The sequence below is a fragment of the Tepidiforma flava genome (genome assembly GCF_027594505.1).
In the GTDB taxonomy this organism is placed as follows: Bacteria; Chloroflexota; Dehalococcoidia; order Tepidiformales; family Tepidiformaceae; genus Tepidiforma; species Tepidiforma flava.
This window is the reverse complement of sequence record NZ_CP115149.1, coordinates 1,640,082-1,657,528: the sequence shown is the minus strand read 5'-3', so window position 1 is coordinate 1,657,528 and position 17,447 is coordinate 1,640,082. Positions and strand designations below refer to the sequence as shown.

20 protein-coding genes and 5 pseudogenes are annotated in these 17,447 nt (G+C 72.3%); 16 read left to right on the top strand and 9 right to left on the bottom strand.

What is annotated here, in order from left to right:
* Positions 1–169 precede the first annotated feature (169 nt).
* From O0235_RS09245 to O0235_RS09230, 4 genes are all read left to right on the top strand, one after another.
* A complete protein-coding gene (locus O0235_RS09245; RefSeq protein ID WP_270055506.1) occupies positions 170–403 on the top strand; it encodes a hypothetical protein in 234 nt (77 codons plus the stop codon).
* A gap of 29 nt (positions 404–432) precedes the next feature.
* Entirely contained in the window at positions 433–912 is a 480-nt protein-coding gene (ccsA, locus tag O0235_RS16275) for a cytochrome c biogenesis protein CcsA (RefSeq protein ID WP_506005455.1), read from the top strand.
* Entirely contained in the window at positions 816–1,727 is a 912-nt protein-coding gene (gene ccsA, locus O0235_RS16270) for a cytochrome c biogenesis protein CcsA (RefSeq protein ID WP_506005454.1), read from the top strand. Before ccsA (O0235_RS16275) ends, ccsA (O0235_RS16270) begins: the two co-directional genes overlap by 97 nt.
* A gap of 114 nt (positions 1,728–1,841) precedes the next feature.
* Positions 1,842–1,997, top strand: a complete 156-nt coding sequence (locus tag O0235_RS09230; protein ID WP_270055504.1) for a hypothetical protein — start codon at positions 1,842–1,844, stop codon at positions 1,995–1,997.
* 30 nt (positions 1,998–2,027) lie between these two features.
* Here O0235_RS09230 and O0235_RS09225 read toward each other — a convergent pair whose 3' ends face one another.
* The 3 genes and pseudogenes from O0235_RS09225 to O0235_RS15845 form a co-directional block, all read right to left on the bottom strand.
* Entirely contained in the window at positions 2,028–2,750 is a 723-nt protein-coding gene (locus O0235_RS09225; protein WP_270055503.1) for a hypothetical protein, read from the bottom strand.
* 85 nt (positions 2,751–2,835) lie between these two features.
* Positions 2,836–3,006, bottom strand: a pseudogene (locus O0235_RS15850) (sigma factor-like helix-turn-helix DNA-binding protein); the annotation flags it as partial.
* A gap of 97 nt (positions 3,007–3,103) precedes the next feature.
* A pseudogene (locus O0235_RS15845) lies at positions 3,104–3,307 on the bottom strand (RNA polymerase sigma factor); the annotation flags it as partial.
* A 349-nt stretch (positions 3,308–3,656) separates the two neighbouring features.
* On the opposite strand from O0235_RS15845, the gene O0235_RS09215 reads away from it, so the two are divergent.
* The gene (locus O0235_RS09215) at positions 3,657–4,331 is read left to right on the top strand and encodes a DUF4397 domain-containing protein (RefSeq protein WP_270055501.1); all 675 of its coding nucleotides are present in this window, start codon (positions 3,657–3,659) and stop codon (positions 4,329–4,331) included.
* Between the two features lie 66 nt (positions 4,332–4,397).
* Here the strand turns inward: O0235_RS09215 and O0235_RS16265 are convergent, their stop codons facing one another.
* Positions 4,398–5,585 carry a DNA replication/repair protein RecF gene (locus tag O0235_RS16265; protein ID WP_506005436.1) on the bottom strand — a complete coding sequence of 396 codons (1,188 nt, stop codon included), beginning with the start codon at positions 5,583–5,585 and terminating at the stop codon, positions 4,398–4,400.
* A gap of 190 nt (positions 5,586–5,775) precedes the next feature.
* Here O0235_RS16265 and O0235_RS15835 point away from each other — a divergent pair.
* Positions 5,776–6,789, top strand: a pseudogene (locus tag O0235_RS15835) (HpcH/HpaI aldolase/citrate lyase family protein).
* A gap of 31 nt (positions 6,790–6,820) precedes the next feature.
* On the opposite strand, the gene O0235_RS09190 reads toward O0235_RS15835, so the two are convergent.
* A complete protein-coding gene (locus O0235_RS09190) occupies positions 6,821–7,111 on the bottom strand; it encodes a hypothetical protein (protein ID WP_270055496.1) in 291 nt (96 codons plus the stop codon).
* Between the two features lie 370 nt (positions 7,112–7,481).
* Between O0235_RS09190 and O0235_RS09185 the strand changes: the two genes are divergently transcribed.
* The 5 genes and pseudogenes from O0235_RS09185 to O0235_RS16205 all read left to right on the top strand — a co-directional run.
* Positions 7,482–7,775, top strand: a complete 294-nt coding sequence (locus O0235_RS09185; protein ID WP_270055495.1) for a hypothetical protein — start codon at positions 7,482–7,484, stop codon at positions 7,773–7,775.
* Between the two features lie 60 nt (positions 7,776–7,835).
* A complete protein-coding gene (locus O0235_RS15830; protein WP_373324297.1) occupies positions 7,836–8,213 on the top strand; it encodes a diguanylate cyclase domain-containing protein in 378 nt (125 codons plus the stop codon).
* A 31-nt stretch (positions 8,214–8,244) separates the two neighbouring features.
* Positions 8,245–8,643 carry an EAL domain-containing protein gene (locus tag O0235_RS09180; protein ID WP_270055494.1) on the top strand — a complete coding sequence of 133 codons (399 nt, stop codon included), beginning with the start codon at positions 8,245–8,247 and terminating at the stop codon, positions 8,641–8,643.
* 2 nt (positions 8,644–8,645) lie between these two features.
* Positions 8,646–8,879: an EAL domain-containing protein gene (locus O0235_RS09175; RefSeq protein WP_270055493.1), complete on the top strand. Its 234-nt coding sequence runs from the start codon at positions 8,646–8,648 to the stop codon at positions 8,877–8,879.
* Positions 8,880–8,895: 16 nt separating this feature from the next.
* A pseudogene (locus O0235_RS16205) lies at positions 8,896–9,093 on the top strand (EAL domain-containing protein); the annotation flags it as partial.
* A gap of 90 nt (positions 9,094–9,183) precedes the next feature.
* On the opposite strand, the gene O0235_RS16200 reads toward O0235_RS16205, so the two are convergent.
* Together O0235_RS16200 and O0235_RS09165 are read right to left on the bottom strand one after the other, a co-directional pair.
* Positions 9,184–10,620 (bottom strand): EamA family transporter, encoded by a 1,437-nt coding sequence (locus tag O0235_RS16200; RefSeq protein WP_270055492.1) that lies wholly within the window; start codon positions 10,618–10,620, stop codon positions 9,184–9,186.
* A gap of 27 nt (positions 10,621–10,647) precedes the next feature.
* On the bottom strand, positions 10,648–11,169 hold the full coding sequence (locus O0235_RS09165; protein ID WP_270055491.1) for a hypothetical protein: 522 nt from the start codon (positions 11,167–11,169) through the stop codon (positions 10,648–10,650).
* A gap of 669 nt (positions 11,170–11,838) precedes the next feature.
* On the opposite strand from O0235_RS09165, the gene O0235_RS09160 reads away from it, so the two are divergent.
* From O0235_RS09160 to O0235_RS09150, 3 genes are all read left to right on the top strand, one after another.
* Positions 11,839–12,924: a site-2 protease family protein gene (locus O0235_RS09160; RefSeq protein WP_270055490.1), complete on the top strand. Its 1,086-nt coding sequence runs from the start codon at positions 11,839–11,841 to the stop codon at positions 12,922–12,924.
* Positions 12,925–13,026: 102 nt separating this feature from the next.
* A complete protein-coding gene (locus tag O0235_RS09155; RefSeq protein WP_270055489.1) occupies positions 13,027–13,758 on the top strand; it encodes a Mur ligase family protein in 732 nt (243 codons plus the stop codon).
* On the top strand, positions 13,749–14,330 hold the full coding sequence (locus O0235_RS09150; RefSeq protein ID WP_270055488.1) for a DUF1727 domain-containing protein: 582 nt from the start codon (positions 13,749–13,751) through the stop codon (positions 14,328–14,330). Before O0235_RS09155 ends, O0235_RS09150 begins: the two co-directional genes overlap by 10 nt.
* Here O0235_RS09150 and O0235_RS09145 read toward each other — a convergent pair.
* Complete coding sequence (locus O0235_RS09145) at positions 14,291–15,112, bottom strand: XdhC family protein (RefSeq protein WP_270055487.1); 822 nt, start codon at positions 15,110–15,112, stop codon at positions 14,291–14,293. The genes O0235_RS09150 and O0235_RS09145 overlap by 40 nt on opposite strands.
* A gap of 156 nt (positions 15,113–15,268) precedes the next feature.
* Positions 15,269–15,870, bottom strand: a pseudogene (locus O0235_RS15810) (enoyl-CoA hydratase-related protein); the annotation flags it as partial.
* A gap of 688 nt (positions 15,871–16,558) precedes the next feature.
* Here O0235_RS15810 and O0235_RS09135 point away from each other — a divergent pair.
* Both O0235_RS09135 and O0235_RS09130 read left to right on the top strand, forming a co-directional pair.
* Entirely contained in the window at positions 16,559–17,188 is a 630-nt protein-coding gene (locus O0235_RS09135; RefSeq protein ID WP_270055485.1) for a helicase-related protein, read from the top strand.
* A gap of 45 nt (positions 17,189–17,233) precedes the next feature.
* A complete protein-coding gene (locus O0235_RS09130; RefSeq protein ID WP_270055484.1) occupies positions 17,234–17,446 on the top strand; it encodes a hypothetical protein in 213 nt (70 codons plus the stop codon).
* Position 17,447 lies beyond the last annotated feature (1 nt).

Sequence of the window (17,447 nt, the reverse complement as noted above, 5' to 3'; positions counted from 1 at the left end):
CGGGCGGCGGCGATGGCGCTCCGGCGGGCGGCGGCGTGGGAGCGGGAGTGCCTCGCCGGCGCTCGAGGCGGCGCTCGAACGGCTCGACCGGGCGGGGTAAAGCCGGGGGCAACGCGGCCTGACCGGGCGGCGGAACGACGGTATGATTCGTGAAACAGGGACACGAACGGTGGCTGAGCTCGCGCTGTACCTGTACTGGACTGCGGTGGTGACGGCGCCGATTGCGGCGCTGCTGTACTGGGCGTACCTCGCGAGCGCCTCGCTGGCAGTGCCGCCGCGGTGGCGGCCCAGACGACCGCCGGGACCGATGAGCGTCAGCGTGCCGGCGGCGGGGCCGAACGCCGGGCTCGGGCGGCTGGCCACGACGTTCACGGTGCTGACGACGGTGTTCCTCGCGGGGTGAGTTCGCGGCGCGGTGGGCGGCGCGCGGCTATGCGCCGCTTTCGAACCTGTACGAGTTCACGACGGCGTTCGCGTTCGGGACGTGCGCGGCCTACCTCGCCTTCGAGGCGGTGTACCGGAACCGGCGGTACGGGGCGCTGGCGCTCCCGATCGTGGCTGGCGATGCTGGGCATCGCGGCGAACCCGTTCCCGAAGGAGATCGTGCCGCTCATCCCGGCGCTGCAGAACGGACCGCTCCTGACCATCCACGTCTCGGTGATGATGCTTTCCTACGCGGTGCTGACGGTGGCCTTCTGCGGGGCGGTGGTGTACCTGGCGCAGGGCGGCGAAGGGAAGCGGCGGTTCGCGGCCCTGCCCTCGGCCGATGCGGCAGGCGACCTCGCCCACAAGGCGGTGATGGTCGAGGCTTCCCGCTGCTGGGGCTGGGGATTGCGCTCGGCGCGTGGTGGGCGAACAGCGCGTGGGGGCGGTACTGGGGCTGGGACCCGAAGGAGACGAGCGCGCTGGTGACGTGGCTGAGCCTCGTGGCGTACTTCCACGCCCGGGCGGGGAGCGGGTCGGTGGCGGGGGCGCCGGGCATCCGGCGGCTGGTGCCGGACGCGGCTGCGGCGGGGCTGGCGGCCGGACCCGATGTGGTGGCTGGTGGTGATGTGGGGGCTCGTGATGTTCACCTATTTCGGTGTGAACCTCTGGATCAGCGGGCTGCACAGCTACGCCGGGGTGTGACCTCCCGGCGCGGGCGGCGGCGAGCGGCGGCCGTTCGAAGCCCCCGCAGCGGCGGGTTTCAGGCGCGGCGGCAGCTGTGCGACGGCGGCGACCGCTGCGGCGCCGATGGGGCCCTGTTCGTCGTAGAGGCGGCACTGCCCCATGGCGATGCCGTCGCTGGCGCCGTGGTCGGTCGATTCGAACCCGATCCATTCGCCGCACGGGTAGCGGTGGAGGTAGAGCGTGATATCGACGTTGATGTAGGCGAGGCCGGCGCTGCCGGAGTTGGCGAGAGGGCTGGCGAAATCGCAGGCGACGGCGACGCGCTGGAAGGGGGTGAGGGGCTGGCCGGCGATGAGGGGGCGGACTTCGCGCATCCAGGTGCGCTTCTGGGCGACGGCGCCGAAGGCGCGGCCCTGCGAGCGGCTCTCCCACATCGGCTGCCAGCCTTCGTTGGCGATCGGCGGGCGGGGGTCGGGGGCGAGCGCCGAGGGCGGCGGGAAGTCCCACGGGGGCGGCGCCCAGACCTCGCCGGCCGGCGTGTTCGCTTTCGCGGAGGAGGACGACGCTGGCGGCGGCCGATGCCGACTGGCCGGCAGCGAACGCCTCGGCGTCGATGATGCGGATGCGGCCTCCTTCGCGCTGGACGCGCGTCTCGACGGCGATGGGGGTGAAATCGGGGAGCCGCCAGAGGTCGACGGTCATGCGGGCGACGGCGGAGGCGCGGCTCGCCGGTGGCGGCGTTCGACTTCGGCGCCGAGGAGGCGTCGGCGACGACCTCGGCGGCGTGGAGGGAGTTCGGGCTCCAGGGGCCGCGGCAGATGGGCTGGGGGACGAAGGTGTCACCCTCGGGGATGAAGAAGGCGTCGGTGGTCATGGTGGGGCCATGATGACCGGCAGGGGGCGATGGTGCCAGCGGGTCAGCGGGGCGAGGTCATGACTTCGGGGCCCTGGGGGCGGTCGCCGGCGGCGCCGTCGGGCTCGAGGGTGACGAACATGCGGGTCATATCGCGGGGGAGCGAAGGCAGCCGGACGATGAGCTCGCCGCTTGCGCCTTCGAAGTCGGCGGCGGAGCGGGCGCCGTAGGGGCCTTCGCTCCAGATCTGGTAGTGGTGGCCTTCCGGGCGCCTCGGGGAGACCGACGATGCGGAGGATGGCGAAGGAGAAGTCGGAGGAGACGTAGACGGCGCCGCGGGCGCCGTCGACCGCTGAGCGGGAGTTCGATGGCGCGGCTGGCGAGCTGGGCGCGGAGGCTGTCGGCGTCGTCGCGCGCATCGAGGTAGGCGATGACGGCGGCAGCGAGGCCGACGGCGAGGACGAGGACAGCGCGCAGCCAGAGGCGAGGGCGATGGCGCGCCACGGGGTCCGGGCCGCCGGGGCAGGCGCGGGGAAGGGGATGGGGGCCGGCGGCTGGAGCCGGGCGCGGTGACGCCGGCGGCGATGCGGTCGGCGGCGCCGGCGGGGCAGGGGCGGACGTCGTCGTAGCCGTGGGCGAGGGCCTCCGCGGCCTGGAGGAAGGGCTGGAGTTCGGCGCGGAGGGCCGGGTCGGCGGCGAGGAGCCGTTCGACTTCGGCGGCCTCGGCGGGCTCGAGGAGGCCGAGGGCGTATTCGGGGAGCAGTTCGAGGGCCTGTTCTCGGTTCATGGTTCGAGGGCCTCTGCGGACGGGCGCGAGGGTATCGCGCAGTTTTGCCAGGGCGAGCCGGAGACGGCTGCAGGACGGTGCCTTCGGGAAGGCCGAGTTCTCGGGCGATATCGACAGGGCGCTGGCCCTGGTAGTAGGCGCGCACGATGACGTCCTGCTGTTCGGCTGGCAGTTCCTCCAGTGCCTGCCGCAGGCGCTCCCCGGTGAGGCTGGCGAGGACGGTCTGCCAGGTGATCGTCCGGGTCTCGCACTGCATATACGGCGGGGGCGTCGTCGATCGATCGTTCGAGGGCGCGGGCGCGCTTACGGAGGAGGTCGATGGCGGCGTTGCGGGCGCGATGGCGACGGATCCAGGAGCGTTCGCTGCCGCGGGACGGGTCGAACTGGCGGCCGCGCTGCCAGAGGCGGACGAAGGCGTCCTGGACGGCTTCCTCGGCGAGGGCGGGGTCGCGCAGGACCTGGACGGCGGCAGCGAAGGCGGGGCCGGTGTATTCGGCGACGATGGCATCGAAGGCGGCGGCATCGCCGGCGCGGAAGCGTTCGAAGTGGGTGGTCATGGGGCGCGGCCGGCGACGCTGGGCGGAGGTGTGATCGAAGTGTTGTCGAGGGTGCGTACATGGGGTGTACGCGGTTGACCGGCCGGCAGCCGCGCAGGAATCAACCCGGAGGAACGTTGGATGAACCTGGCACGGGCAGTCATGACCCGGTCGATGCTCCGACGTCGTGGCCGCGGCGCTGACGGCAGCGCTGGCTGCGGGGGTGATGCTGGCGCCGCAGGGCGCCGAGGCTGCAGGCGACGGGGCGCGTTCGCATCATGCACGCGAGCCCCGACACGCCGCCGGTGAGACATTTTTGTCGATGGACAGAAAGCTGTCACGGCGCTGGCCTTCCCGAACACCACGGGGTATGTGGCGCTGCCGGCTGGCGGCCGACAACGTGAAGGTGTTCGGCTTCTCGCCCTCGGACGGGACGGGGACGCCGGCGCTGCAGGCGACGCTGGAGATCGTGGCGGGGAAGGACATCACGGTGCTCGCGACGGGGCGCGTGGGCGACGGCTCGCTGGCGCTGACGCTGTTCGAAGATGACAACCGGACGCCGAGCGGGAACAACGCGCACATCCGCCTGATCCATGCCTCGCCGGACGCGCCGCCGGTGGACGAGATCGCGGTGGCCGGGACGGATACGAACGTGTTCCGCGGCGTGGCCTTCCGGAACGTGAGCCCCTACGTGCCGGTGCCGGCGGGGACGTACAGCCTCGACGTGAAGGTGAACGAGACGGGCGCGACGGTGCTGACCATCCCGAACCTTCAGCTGCAGGCGCGGACGGTGTACACGGCGGTGGCCGTGGGCCTGGCGGGCAACGGGACGCTGCGGGTGGTGCCGCTGGTGGATGCGCCGGCCCCGGCGCCGGCGCCGACGCCTGCGCCGCCGCGGACGGGCGAGACGGCGGCGGCGGCGAGCGGCGGCACGTGCGCTGTGGCTGCTGCTGGGGCCGCGGGCAGCGGCCCTGGTGACGGCCTCGGCCGGGCTGGCGGCGGTGAGCCGGCGGAGCCGGTAGACCGCGCGCAGGTTCGCCGATGAGTGAGGGGCGGCCCCGGTTCGGGAGGCCGCCCCTCTGCTGTCGTTCGGGGCCGGGCCCGGGAGCGGCTACTCGCCCTCGAAGCGGGTGATGCGTGCCGGCGTTGACGACGAAGCGGCCGGCGGCGCGGGTGTAGATGTCGCGGAGACGGTCGGGATGTCGGCGGTGGTGACGAGGGTCTGCTGGAAGGTATCGATGTATTCGAGGAGGGCGCGCCGGCGGCGGGCGTCGAGTTCGCTGAGGACGTCGTCGAGGGCCAGGACGACGGGGTCGTCGCCGAGAGCGCGGCGGAGGTAGCTGGCCTCGGCGAGCCGCATGGCGAGGGCGGCGGTGCGCTGCTGGGCGCGGGAGGCGAAGGCGTCGGCGGGCATCCCGTCGATGAGGACTTCGACGTCATCGCGGTGGGGACCGACGAGCGTGGCGCCGGCGGCGATTTCGCGCTGGCGGACGGCCTGGAGGGCCTTCAGCATGCGGCCGGTCCACTCGGCGTCGTCGATGGGGGCATCGTACTGGTCGAGGCCGCCGATGGAGGGGCGGTAGATGAGGGTGAGGGATTCGAGACCGTCGCTGAGCCGCTCCATCTGCTGTTCGGCCTGGATGGCGAGGTGGCCGAGGGCATCGGCGCGGGCCCAGTAGATGGTGCCGCCGTGCGTGGGCGAGCTCCTGGTCCCAGAAGGCGAGCTCGTGGGCCTGGGCTTCGCGCCGGCCTGGATGCGCTTGAGGAGGCTGTTCCGCTGCTGGAGGACGCGGGCGTACTTCTGCATCCGGCGCGGAGGTAGCCGCGGTCGACCTGCGAAATCATCATGTCGAGGTAGCGGCGGCGCATGAGAGGCGGGCCGGCGACGATGTCGATATCGAGGGTGGTGAAGAGGACGGCGCAGAGCTGGCCGACGGCGTCGGAGGCTTTGCGGGGGACGCCGTTGAGCGCGCGCACGCGCTTGCCGGCGCGGTGGGCCGGGTCGACGGTGCGGCCGACGATGGCGAGCTCGAGGGCGAGGTTGCCGGCGGAGCGTTCGAGCCCTGGCAGGCGAGGCGGGCGACGGGGAAGTCGGAGGGGAGGATATCCCGCCGGACGAGGTCGGAGTCCTGGCTGGCGCGGGAGGAGCGGAGCTGGTGGAGAGGAGGTAGATTGCCTCGAGGAGGTTGCTCTTGCCCTGGGCGTTATCGCCCACGAAGAGGTTGAGGCCGCGGTCGAGGCGGATGTGAGCGCGGACGTAGTTCCGGAAGTTGACGAGCTCGAGGTCGAAGATAAACACGGTGCATGCCTAGTATAGCCCGGTTTCGTTAGCTTTGGGCTTATTTTTTCCCGGTTCTTGACGGCGGGAGCGGCAGCGGCGCGGCTTCACCGGGTGGCCGCGGCGGAGGGCATACTTGGGAGACGTGCCCGGACGCGCGCCCCCTGCCGCGCCGGCCCTGCCGACATTCCACGTACGAACGGAACCGCCGATGCCACGTCACCCGAATGAAGTCCTTTTCGAAGGGGAGAAGCCGTTCCCCATCATCCCGACCTGATCGAGCCGATTTCGCGGGCGACGGAGGAGCGGATTGCGAAGGCGCTCGAGCTGCAGAACAAGATGGGCGGCGTCTTCGACATCACCATGGACTGCGAGGACGGCGCGCCGACCGGCCGCGAGCGGGAGCACGCGGAGATGGTGGTGCGGATGCAGAACAGCCCGCTGAACCAGCACAACATGGCGGGCGTGCGGATTCACGACTACACGCACGAGCACTGGAAGGCGGACGTCGACGATCATCGTGCCGGCCGCCGGTGAGCGCATCGCCTACATCACGATCCCGAAGACGGTGCGCGCGCGCGAGCGTGGCGGAGATGATCGACTACATCCGGAACACGGCGGCGCGCGCCGGCATTCGGCGGGAAATCCCGATCCACGCGCTCATCGAGACGCACGGGGCGCTGCGGGAGGTGTGGGAAATCGCGACGCTGCCGAACGTGCAGGTGCTGGACTTCGGGCTGATGGACTTCGTGAGCGCCCACCGACGGCGCGATCCCGTCGTATGCGATCGCGGTCGCCGCACCAGTTCGACCATGCGCTGCTGCGGCGGGCGAAGTCGGAGATGGTGGCGGCGGCCTTGGCAAACGGGGTGGTGCCGGCGCACAACGTGACGCTGGAGCTGAAGGACCAGGAGTTCATCTACAACGACGCTGCGGCGGGCGCGGATGGAGTTCGGCTTCCTGCGGCAATGGAGCATCTACCCGGCGCAGATCGAGCCGATTACGCGAGGCGATAGGCGCCCTCGCACGATGAGGTGGAGGAGGCGCAGGCGATTTTGCTGAAGGCGTACGCGGCCGACTGGGGGCCGATTCAGCACGAGGGGAACCTGCACGACCGGGCGACCTACCGGTACTACTGGGAGACGCTGCAGCGGGCGCGCATCCAGAACGTGCCGCTGAGCCCGGAGGTGATGCAGGCGTTCTTCCCGGAGGCCGTGACGGCCTAGGCCGGGCAGCGGCGCGGGGCCAGCAGGGGGCTCAGGCGCCGGGCTTCCACACCATGAGGAACCGGCGATGCCGACCGTGGTGAGCGGCCGAGGGCTGCACCGGTGAGCTGCGACGCGCCGGGCTGCGGCAGCGGTAGGCGCTGGGGAGGGCGCTGCCGTCGGGAACGCCTTCGAGCGTGCCGAGGGCGGCATTCACATTGGCGCGCTGGACGACGCTCGCGGTGAAAAATGCCGCGAGATACCAGATGATCGCGACTGCGAGCCACGCCGGCAGGTGGTCGCTGTAGCCGGTGCGGTCGTTGAAGATGAGGGCCAGCCCCATCAGAAAGATGATGCACCGCGCCGGGCAGGACGAGGCGGGTCTCGATGAGGTGCATGGTTCGGAGCACGAATCGGGTGGCTGGCACGCCCTGCCGTTCGGCTGCTGCATGAAGCAGCGGGAACGAAAAGGTGGCGCCGAGGGCAACGATGACGGCGGCGACGTGGACGAACAGCTCGATGCGATAGGCGGACACTGGCGGCTCCCTGACGCCCGATTGACGTCCGGCGGATGGTACGCGCGTGGGCGCGGCCTGTACAGGCGTGCGCCAGCGGGCTCTTCAGCGGGCGGCCGGTGCTGCCGACGTTACAGGTATCGTGGCCAGGTCCTTCGCACCCGCCGGGCGGCCGCCATGGCCGGGGGAGCGGACGCGGTGAGCCGTCCGCTGGGACTCCGGGGCCGTGTGCCGATGTGCGCGCTCTGGACGGGGCTGTTCGGGATGGCGGCGCTGGCGGGTCCGGCGACGGGCGCGATGCTGTTCGGCGGAGGCGCGCTCGAGGTGGCGGCGGAGCTGGGGGCGGCGGCAGCGGCGGGTGCGGGCGCGGCGCTGCTTGCCGACCGGGCTGTCCGGCGCCCGATCGGGTCGGTTCGCCAGCTGCTCCGGGAGGCGCGGGCGGGCGAGTTCGAGGCGCGGGCGCCGGGGGCGGTGGTGCGTGAGCTGCGATGAGCTGGAGGCTGACCTGAACCGCTTTCGCTCGCGGCGCTGCAGACGTCGACGGAGACGCTGATGTACCGGGCGTTCCACGACCCGCTGACGGAGCTGCCGAACCGGGCGATGTTCCTCGCGGCCTGTTCGCGCGCGCTGGCCGGGGAGCGGCGGCCGGACCGGGTGGCGGTGCTGTTCATGGACGTGGTACCGGTTCAAGTACCTGAACGACACGCTGGGCCACGGGGTGGGCGACCAGCTGCTCTCGGTGTTCTGCGCAGCGGCTGGTCGGGGCGGCAGAGGGTGCAGATGGTGGCGCGGCTGGGCGGCGATGGAGTTCACGGTGCTCATCTGCGGGCTGAGCGGGCGGGTTCGCTGGCGGTGCGGACGGCCCAGCGTGTGCTGCGAGGCGCTACCTGCGGCGGCCGTTTTCGATTGCGGGGCGGGAGATGTTCGTGAGCGTGAGCATCGGGATCGCGGTCAACGGGCCGTGAGGACCGGAGCACGACGGAGCTGCTGCGGAAGGCCGACGTGGCGCTCTACCGGGCGAAGGCGGAGGGCCGGGCGCGGTTCGTGGTCTTCTCGCCGGAGCTGGACGTCGGACCCGGCGGAACGGTTCGACCTCGACAATGCGCTGCGGCGGGCGGTCGAGCGGCAGGAGCTGGAGCTGCTGTACCAGCCGGTGGTGGACCTCGAGACGGGAGCGCTGGTCGGGATGGAGGCGCTCCTGCGCTGGAACCACCCGCACCGCGGCGTGCTTTCGCCCGCGACGTTCATTTCGATCGCGGAGGAGTCGGGCGAGATCGTGCGGATCGGGCAGTGGGTGCTGGAGCGAGGCGTGCCGGGAGGCGGCAGCGGGCGCAGAACCTGCGGCCGGGCGGCCGGCTGACGGTGAGCGTGAACGTCTCGGCGGCGGAGTTCCAGCAGCCGGACCTGACCGGCCAGCATCCGGAGCGGGTGCTCGAAGCGGCGGGGCTGGACCCGGCTGCGCTGCAGCTGGAGCTGACGGAGAGCGTGCTGATGCGCGACGTGCCGGCGGCGCTGGAGGTGCTGCAGGAGCTGACGCAGGCTCGGCGTGCGGCTCGTTCGCTGGTGACGACTTCGGCACCGGGTACTCGTCGCTGAGCTACCTGCAGCGGCGATGCCGATCGACACGCTGAAGGTGGACCAGGCGTTCGTGGGGCGGCTCGGGGTCGATGCCTCGTCCGGGCCGCTGGTGCGCGCCATCGTGGAGATGGGGGCTGCGCTGGGGATGGAGGTGGTCGCTGAGGGGATCGAGACGGAGTGGCAGCTGGCCTACCTGCGGGAGGTCGGGTGCGCGCGCGGGCAGGGGCACTACTTCGCGGGGCCGCTGACGGCGGAGCAGTTGCCGGCGGCTTGCAGGGTCGCGGCGCCCGGCGATGGCATGGGGGCCGCTGTTGGCGGCGGGCTAGGGCTCGGGTCCCTCGAGCAGGCCGGGCGGGAAGATGAGCCCGGGCCGCCGGAGGCCGAGGCCGTGCGCTTCGAACCAGCCGGCATTCACTTCGAGGACGTACCGGTACGGGTGCGATGGGCTCAGCACCGTCTCATCGAGCGGGGTGCCGCGGCGGACTTCGAGCACGGCGAAGTCGGACGCTGATGTAGGCGATATCGAGCGGGATATAGGTATTCCGCATCCAGAAGCCGGAGCGGCTGTCGGACGGGAAGATGAAGAGCATGCCGGCATCGGGGTCGAGCGCGGCGGCGGTACATGAGGCCCTGGGCGCGCTGGCCGGGGGTGACGGCGAGCTCGACGGTGACGGTGGCGCGGGCTTCGCCCTGTTCGATGGTGATGACGGGGCGGGCGGGGCCTTCCGCGTCGCGCGCGCACGCGACGATGAAGATGACGAAGACGAAGGGGAGGGCGATGCTGCGCAGGGGCTCGGCTCCGGGGCGTTTCGCGGCGTTCACAGGACGACGAGCGACGATACCAGTGACGCAGAGCAAGGTTCCAGCAAGGATGGCGCCGGGTGAGCCGCTCGCCGAGGAAGACGATGGAGAGGGGCAGGGCGCAGGAGCGGCGACGTGGGCAGGAGAGGATGGCCGTGCGGGCGGCGCCGGCGGTGACGACGGCGTAGACGTAGAGGAGGCTGCCGATGGTGGTGCCGACGAGGCCGGCGAGTGCGGCGATGGCGCCGAGGTGGGCCCTGCTGCGGAAGGGCGCGAGGAGCGCGGGCCGCTGGAAGGCGAAGGCGAAGCCGAGGAGGGCGACGGCGCCGGCGGGGGTGCGGATGGTGCCGGCGGCGATGGCGCCGAGGTCGCCGCTGGCGGCGGCGAGCCAGAGGGTGGCGGCCGCCCAGGTGACGCCGACGCCGCCGAGGAGGGCGTAGCCGGCGAGGCCGGGGGGCGGGAGGCGGACGGGCGGGGCGAGGGCGACCGGGCCGGCGTCCGGCGAGGGCGGCGGCGCGGGTTCGTTCGGCGGCGCGGGCGCGATGATGAACCAGGTGCCGGCGCCGATGAGGAGCGCGCCGATGGGGAGCCCCCAGGTGCTAACGGCTCGCCGAGGAGGAGGACGCCGAAGACGACGGTGAGGCCGATGTAGAGGGCCATCGAGACGGGGAAGGTGACGCTGCATGCCGAGCCGGTTGAGGGCGGCGATATAGAGGGTATCGCCGAGGCCGTAGCCGAGGGCGCCGGAGGCGACGACCTGGATGAGGGTGGCGGCCGGGGCCTGTCCGATGGTGCCGGTCTCGCCGCTGGCGAGGAGGATGAGGGGCATGGCGAGGGCGCCGAAGCCGAGACGGAGGCCGCTGAGGACGACCGGGGAGGTGCGGGCGGAGAGGGAGGTGAGGGCGACGCTGGTGGCGGACCAGGTGAGGGCGGCGAGGAGGGCGGCGAGTTCACCCATGGGGCCGGATGGTACGGGGCGGGGAGATTACGTTCTGCGCGAAACGAACGGGCCCCCGCGGGCCTGGCGGGGGCCCGGCAGGGGGACGCGGCGGGAGGAAGCTAGTTGCAGGTCTTCGCCGGGGGCGTCGAGGAGGGTGACCTGCTGGTTCGGGGCGCCGGGGCGCATTACCAGCACGACGCCGGAGAAGCCGGGGATGGTGGAGATGCCGCCGACGGCGGTGTTGTTCAGGTATTCAGGGTAATTGCCGGGGTTGCCGGGGCGGGTGTTGAAGTAGTGGAGCCACTTCTGGTTCGGGCCGTCCCAGATGTAGATGCCGATCCAGTCGGCAGCGGGAAGGCACTGGGTGAAGGTGGCGGGGCTGACGGGGGTCGGCTTGATGGTGCCGACGTAGTGGATGTTGCAGCCGGCGCTGCCGTTGCTGCAGACGCCGCCGACGGTGCTGGTGTGCTTGGCGAGGGCGATGCCGAGGGTGGCGCCGAGGATGGTGGCGACGCCGGCGCCGATGGCAACGACGAGCGATGCCGCTTTCCGGTGAATCCAGCTCATGGAACCTCCAGCAAGCAGCCCGGGAGGGCGGCGCTCCTGCGTGTTACCGTAGCAATCCGGGAAGGTACACGCACCGGAGGAAACGCGCGCCGGGCGCGGGGAGTTGCCAGCCGGCTGTAAAACGTTCGTAAAACCCGCCGCGGGCGGACCGTGGCGGCCGTGGGCGGCCCTTTTTCTAACGAAATTCTTCGGCTGCTGGACGCGGAGGCCGATCCGCCGATGGACGGCTGGTAGGATGCCGGGCGGAGGCGTCGATCATGTTGCCGTTGGGTCATTCAGCTGGGGAGCGTTCCTCGTCTACGTCTTCGCGCTGATGTTCATGACGGTGGGGGGCATCTGGGGGCTGGTGGAGAGCCGGCACCCGGCGTTCCTCATCCCGATCCTGATGGGGCTGTTCTACTCGTCTACCTCTGCTGGGAGGCGGTGGTGGAGGGCGAGGATGAGCAGGGGCCGCCCCCGCCGCCTTCGAAGAGCCAGGTGCTGACGGGGCTGACGGCGGGCTTACCGCGGAAGGCGTAGGGTAGAGCCATGCGGCTGCGACCGTTCCGCGCCGGGACGCTGCTCGGGATTCCGCTGATGGTGAACCCGCAGCTGGTTCTTGCTCGCGGGGCTGACGACGTGGTTCCTCGCGACGCAGTTCTACCCGGCGGCGTTCGAAGGAGCGCCGTGGTGGACGGCCACCTGGGGATGGCGGCGGCGAGCGTGGCCGCGTTCTTCGCCTCGATCGTGCTGCACGAGCTGGCGCACAGCCTGGTGGCGCGGCGGTTCCGCATCCCGGTGAAGAGCATCACGCTGTTCGTGTTCGGGGGCGTGGCCCAGATCACGCGGGAGGCGGCGCGGCCGCTGCAGGAGCTGCTGATGGCGCTGGCGGGGCCGCTCACGAGCATCGCGCTGGGCGCTGCCTTCGCGGGGCTCTGGCGGCTGCTGGGGGCGCAGGCCGATCGGCCGATCGACTACGTGCTGGTGTGGTTGGCAATCATGAACGCGGCGCTGGGCGTCTTCAACCTGCTGCCGGCGTTCCCGATGGACGGCGGACGGGTGTTCCGGGCGCTGGCGTGGATGGTGACGCGGGCTCCGGCACGGGCTGGCGACAGCGCTGGCGGCCTGGACCGGGCGGGCGTTCGCGTGGGGGCTGGCGCCGGCGCTGGGGCGTGCTGGCGATGCTCGGGCGGGACATGGTGCTCGCGAATTCGCTGGCAGGCGGCGCCTGGCTGGTGCTCATTGGGCTGTTCCTCGAGAACGCGGCGCCGGCAATCGCTGCTGCAAAACCGGCTGGTGCAGGAGCTTGCGCGCTACCGGGCGGAGGACGTGATGCTCGCCGATATCGGCCGGATGGTCGATGCGGAGCAGCCGGTGGGGCCGCTGGCGCGCGGGACGCTCGAGCTGAACCCGCGGGCGGTGTTCCTCGTGAGCGACGGCGACCGGCTGGCGGGTGTGCTTTCCGGCTACGACTTGCTCGACGTGCCGGTAGCGGCTGTGGGACGTGACGCCGGCTGGCTCGGTGATGGTGCCGCGGGAGATGCGCTGCGGGCGACGAGCGCGGACGACCGGCTGGTCTCGGACGTGCTGCTGGAGATGGAGATGGAGGACCTGCTCCACATGCCGGTGGTGGAGGCATGGGCGGGTCATCGGGGTGGTCGCGCGGGACCGGATCGTGGCGGCTGCTGCGGCAGGCGGGGCTGCTCGGCCCGGCCCGGGCGTAGCGGCGGGCGCTTCCGGTGCGCGGCGCGGCGACGGCTGATGATGAGGGCGTGAGGCGCGCGAGGACGGCCGCTGCGGTGGCGGCAGGGGCAAGCTGACGGATGGGCGGCGACGCGCGCGCTCCGGCAGGGCGGGGGGACGGCGCTGCCGGGGCTGGTGGCGCTGCGCTTCGACCCGGGAGTGGTGGCGGCGCTGGGGCGGCAGCTGGGCGGCGGCCGGGTGCTGGTGACCGGGACGAACGGGAAGACGACGGCGAGCCGGCTGCTCGCGGGGATGCTGGAAGCGGCGGGGCGGCCGCACCTGCACAACCGCGAAGGGAGCAACATGGTGCGCGGGTTCGCCAGCCTGCTGGTGCGGCGGGCAGACCTGCTCGGCCGGATCCCCGGCGCGGCGGACATGGCAGGGGTGTTCGAAACCGACGAGGCGACGTTCCCGGCGGCGGTCCGGGCGCTCGACCCGGACGTGATGGTGGTGACGAACCTGTTCCGCGACCAGCTGGACCTGGTACGGCGAAGTGGATACCGTGGCGGGGCTCTGGCGGGAGGGGCTGAGCTGCCGCGCGGCGCGATGCGGTGCTCGGTGCTGAACGCCGACGACCCTTCGGTGGCGGCGCTGGCGGACGGCTGGCCGGGCCGGGTGCACTGGTTCGGCATCGACGACCCGGCCTTCGCGCGTGAGGGGACCGGGGCGGCGGATGCGCGCTGGTGCGCCTGCGGCGGCGACTACGTCTATGAGCGGCGCTATTTCGCGCACGTCGGCTGGTGGCGGTGCGCGGCGTGCGGGCGTTCGCGGCCGGCGACAGATACGACGGCGCGGGCGATCCGGCTCGGGCTGGAGGGGGCGAGCTGGGAGATGCCGACGGCGCGGGGCGCGCCGAGATGCGGCTGACGGGGCTGTACAACGTGGCGAACGCGCTCGCAGCAGCGGGGGCGGCGCGGGTCCTTGGCATCGCCGAGGAGGCGGTCCGGCGCGGGCTCCGCGAGACGTCAGCGGCGTTCGGGCGGCAGGAGGTGGTGCGGCTGGAGGGGCGGGAGCTGTGGCTGCTGCTGGCGAAGAACCCGGCCGGGGCGAACCAGGTGCTGCTGCTGCTCGAGCAGGCGGGCGGGCCGGGGATGGCCGTCGCCGGCCTGCTGAACGACCGGTTCGCCGACGGGCAGGACGTCAGCTGGATTTGGGACGTGGAGTATGAGCTGCTGGCGGGGCGGGTGGCGCGCTGCTGGGCGGGCGGCGACCGGGCGGAGGACCTCGCGCTGCGGCTGGACTATGCCGGCTGGCCGCGGCCGCTCGCGGCGGCAGCAGAGCCCGGCGGCGCTGCTGGACGCGGTGCTGGCCGGGACATCGCCGGGCGAGCGGGTCTTCGTCATCCCGACGTATACGGCGATGCTGGACCTGCGGGCGGAGCTGGCGCGGCGGGGTGCGGTCAGGAGCGCGCTGGAGTAGCGCTGCGCCGGGCGCGGTAGTAGAGGGGCGCACCGGTGCCGCCGCGGCGGAGGAGGATCACCTCGGCGATGATGCTGATGGCGATCTCTTCCGGGGTTTCGGCGCCGATATCGAGGCCGATGGGCGTGCGGACGCGGTCGAGTTCGGCTTCGGGGAAGCCCTCGGCGCGGAGATGGTCGAGGACTGCCGTGGTGCGGCGGCGGGAGCCGATCATGCCGAGGTAGGCGGGCGCCGCGGCCGAGGCATGTGCGGAGCGAGAGCTCGTCCTGCTTGTGGCCGCGGGTGACGAGGACGATGGTGGTATCGGGCCCGATGGGAAAGCGCGCGAGTTCGGCTTCGAAGTCATGCCGCAGATGACCTCGTCGGCTTCGGGGATGAGCTGGGGGTCGGCGTAATCGGGGCGGTCATCGAGGACGGCGACGCGGTAGCCGAGGAAGCTGGCGACGGCGGGCGAGGGCGCGGCCGATGTGGCCGGCGCCGACGACGAGGAAGGTGGGCTGCGCGGCGACGACCTCGAGGTAGACGGCAGGGACGCCCTCGGCGGAGCGTTCGCGGAGCGCGCCCTCGACGAGGTAGCGCGTGTGCGCGGCCGGCCGGCGGGCGAAGAAGTCGGCGGCGACCGGCCCGCGGCGGCAGCGTCGAGGGCGGGCTCGCCGAGGGTGCCGAGGGTGCTGCCGCCGGGTTCGATGAGGAGGCGGGCGCCGGGCTGGAGGGGGAGGGCGCCGGGGTCGACGAGGACGGCGAGGAGGACGGGCTCGCCGCCTTCGGCGGCGGCGGCGAGGCGTTGTGTCAGCTCGAGCATAGCGAAAGTGTAGTCGAGAAGGGAGGAGGGAGGAGGGAGAAAGGGAGAAAGGGAGAAAGTGGAGAAAGGGAGAGAGGGAGAGAGGGAGAGAGGGAGAAAGGGAGAAAGGGAGCGGCCGGGGTGGGGTCGTTCCCGGCCGCGGCGGTTTTCGCAGGGCTATTCGAATTCGGGCGTCTTGTAGAAGGGGAAGAGGTCGGGCAGGTCCTTCGACACGGACATGGTGAAGTTGGGGCGGCGCTTCTCGAGGAGTTAGGAGGCGACGCCCTCTTTCACGTCGGGGCTGGCGCCCATGATGAGGATGCCGCGGGAATCCGCCATGTGGGCCTTCATCGGGTGGTCGGCGACGAGGCCGCGCCACATGAGCTGGCGGCTGAGGGCGACGGAGACGGCGGAGGTGTTGTCGGCGATTTCGCGGGCGAGCGCGTAGGCGGCGGGGAGGAGCTCCTCCGGGGGATGGACGGAGCGGACGAGGCGGCCGCGGAGGGCCTCCTGGGCATCGAAGACGCGGCCGGTGGCGACCCACTCCATGGCCTGCGTGGATGCCGACGGCGCGGGGGAGGAACCAGGAGCTGGCGGCCTCGGGGACGATGCCGCGGCGGGCGAAGACGAAGCCGAAGCGGGCGGTTTCGCTGGCGAGGCGGACATCCATGGCGAGGGTCATGGTGACGCCGACGCCGACCGCGGGGCCGTTGATGGCGGCGATGATGCGGCTTCTTCAGCTCGAAGATGCGGAGSSTGMSSMYGMSGCCRCCGTCGCGGYRSYSGCGSMKGTCGGYSGSGCGGCMGCGGGMGSCGSCRKCGRMRRYGGMRGSRSCGSCGGRGMGGYMGRYSCCSRCGYMSRRCRSSCGGCMGCSGSCRRKSRSSMSSMKGMSRMRGMSSSSMTCKYKGWYGYSKKCCKSRWSSWRGGCGKSGAYSAGMYSGSRCTGSAKGSKRKCGSYGMRSKCGKKKWSMYGKWSSSGRCGSYCRWSSRKSRKGRKGASGMTGCCGWMGSWGWKYKCSGKSGMGATGWSYTCGTMGGGCATGGCGSRRWYGTGGGACGGSGRMGGCRCGCTGKCGWWCGKSMWKSCGYKCKMSMSKRGSWTYRMSYCRKSTTSRMGRSRGSYSSMSGMGRWYGTSCYGGKRSSRRCSMGGGMSSYGGMSWWKYWGSYSSRYKWSGWKRYGRMSMRSCYSSCGSYTYYYYRSSRCKKKKMRGMYTGGGCGCYGRCGGKSRRGARCMGGACGTGAAGACKGACMWSSAYYKKCKRGASSRYKGSGYGMMSKTKSYGGTTSGGACGSCCGGCSSGGWGRYCGRCMWCRYCAASCKSRSSMCRYYSWCGMYGRCSRYSRYSSSRYYCGYSGYGCYGGMCGAAGCGRACCRGMWGCYGSMCMKCGGSKKCSSGCRGCGRCAKSSRCKMSMYSSYCSRGCMSGCKCSGAAGGAGCGGCAGACGGCGCTCTTCAGCGCGACGATGCCGGAGAGCATCGGCCGGCTGGTGTGGCGGTACATGCGGCGGGCCGAGCGGGTGGAGGTCGACCCGGAGCAGCGGACGGCGGAGGGCGTCGAGCAGTACTACTGCGAGGTGGCGGAGCGGGACAAGCTGCGGGCGCTGCAGTACCTCTACGAGATGCGGGGGCTGGGCCGGACGCTCATCTTCTGCAATACGAAGGTGATGGTGGACCGGCTGACGGCCCAGCTGAACGCGGCCGGCGTGCCGGCGCAGGCGATCCACGGCGACCTGCGGCAGTCGCAGCGCGACCGGGTGATGGCGGATTTCCGGGCCGGGCGGCTGGAGTTCCTCGTCGCGACGAACGTGGCGGCGCGGGGGCTGGACATCCCGGACATCGAAGACGTGGTGAACTACGACGTGCCGCAGAACCCGGAGGAGTACATCCACCGGATCGGGCGGACGGCGCGCGCGGGGCGGCGCGGCTGCTCGTACACGTTCGTGAGCGAGTGGGACGTGCCGGCGTGGGACGCGGTCGTGCGCGAGGTCGGCGAAGGCACGGTGCAGTACCTGCGCGTGCCGGCGCGGTGGGACATCGAAGAGCCGGAACCGGAGCCGGTGGCGGCCGGCGAGGCGGCGGGCGGCGGCCAGTAGCGGCGGCGGCTTGCGGGGCAGGCAGCGGCGCGGCAGGATGCGGGCGTGTACCGGGCGCTGTTCGAACGGTTCGGAGCGGAGTGCGTCGCGAAGATCTGGCGGGGCGAGCTCCTGACCGATGCGGAGCTGGCGGCGTTCCGGATGCTGCTCGATGCGCGGGAGGCCTCCGGGCGGCGGCTGCTCGGGAAGTACGCCGGGCCGGACCCGTGCATCGATACGGTGACCGGGCGCTGCGGGGTGCGGCCGCTGTTCCGCTGAG

Bases quoted from the DNA above. Each gene is read 5' to 3' on its own strand.
- ccsA (WP_506005455.1), top strand. From the start codon at position 433: ATGCGCCGCTTTCGAACCTGTACGAGTTCACGACGGCGTTCGCGTTCG.
- O0235_RS09225 (WP_270055503.1), bottom strand. From the start codon at position 2,750: ATGAACCGAGAACAGGCCCTCGAACTGCTCCCCGAATACGCCCTCGGC.
- O0235_RS09215 (WP_270055501.1), top strand. From the start codon at position 3,657: ATGTGGCGCTGCCGGCTGGCGGCCGACAACGTGAAGGTGTTCGGCTTC.
- O0235_RS09190 (WP_270055496.1), bottom strand. From the start codon at position 7,111: ATGGGGCTGGCCCTCATCTTCAACGACCGCACCGGCTACAGCGACCAC.
- O0235_RS15830 (WP_373324297.1), top strand. From the start codon at position 7,836: ATGTACCGGGCGTTCCACGACCCGCTGACGGAGCTGCCGAACCGGGCG.
- O0235_RS16200 (WP_270055492.1), bottom strand. From the start codon at position 10,620: ATGGGTGAACTCGCCGCCCTCCTCGCCGCCCTCACCTGGTCCGCCACC.
- O0235_RS09165 (WP_270055491.1), bottom strand. From the start codon at position 11,169: ATGAGCTGGATTCACCGGAAAGCGGCATCGCTCGTCGTTGCCATCGGC.
- O0235_RS09150 (WP_270055488.1), top strand. From the start codon at position 13,749: ATGCGGCTGACGGGGCTGTACAACGTGGCGAACGCGCTCGCAGCAGCG.
- O0235_RS09145 (WP_270055487.1), bottom strand. From the start codon at position 15,112: ATGCTCGAGCTGACACAACGCCTCGCCGCCGCCGCCGAAGGCGGCGAG.
- O0235_RS09135 (WP_270055485.1), top strand. From the start codon at position 16,559: ATGCCGGAGAGCATCGGCCGGCTGGTGTGGCGGTACATGCGGCGGGCC.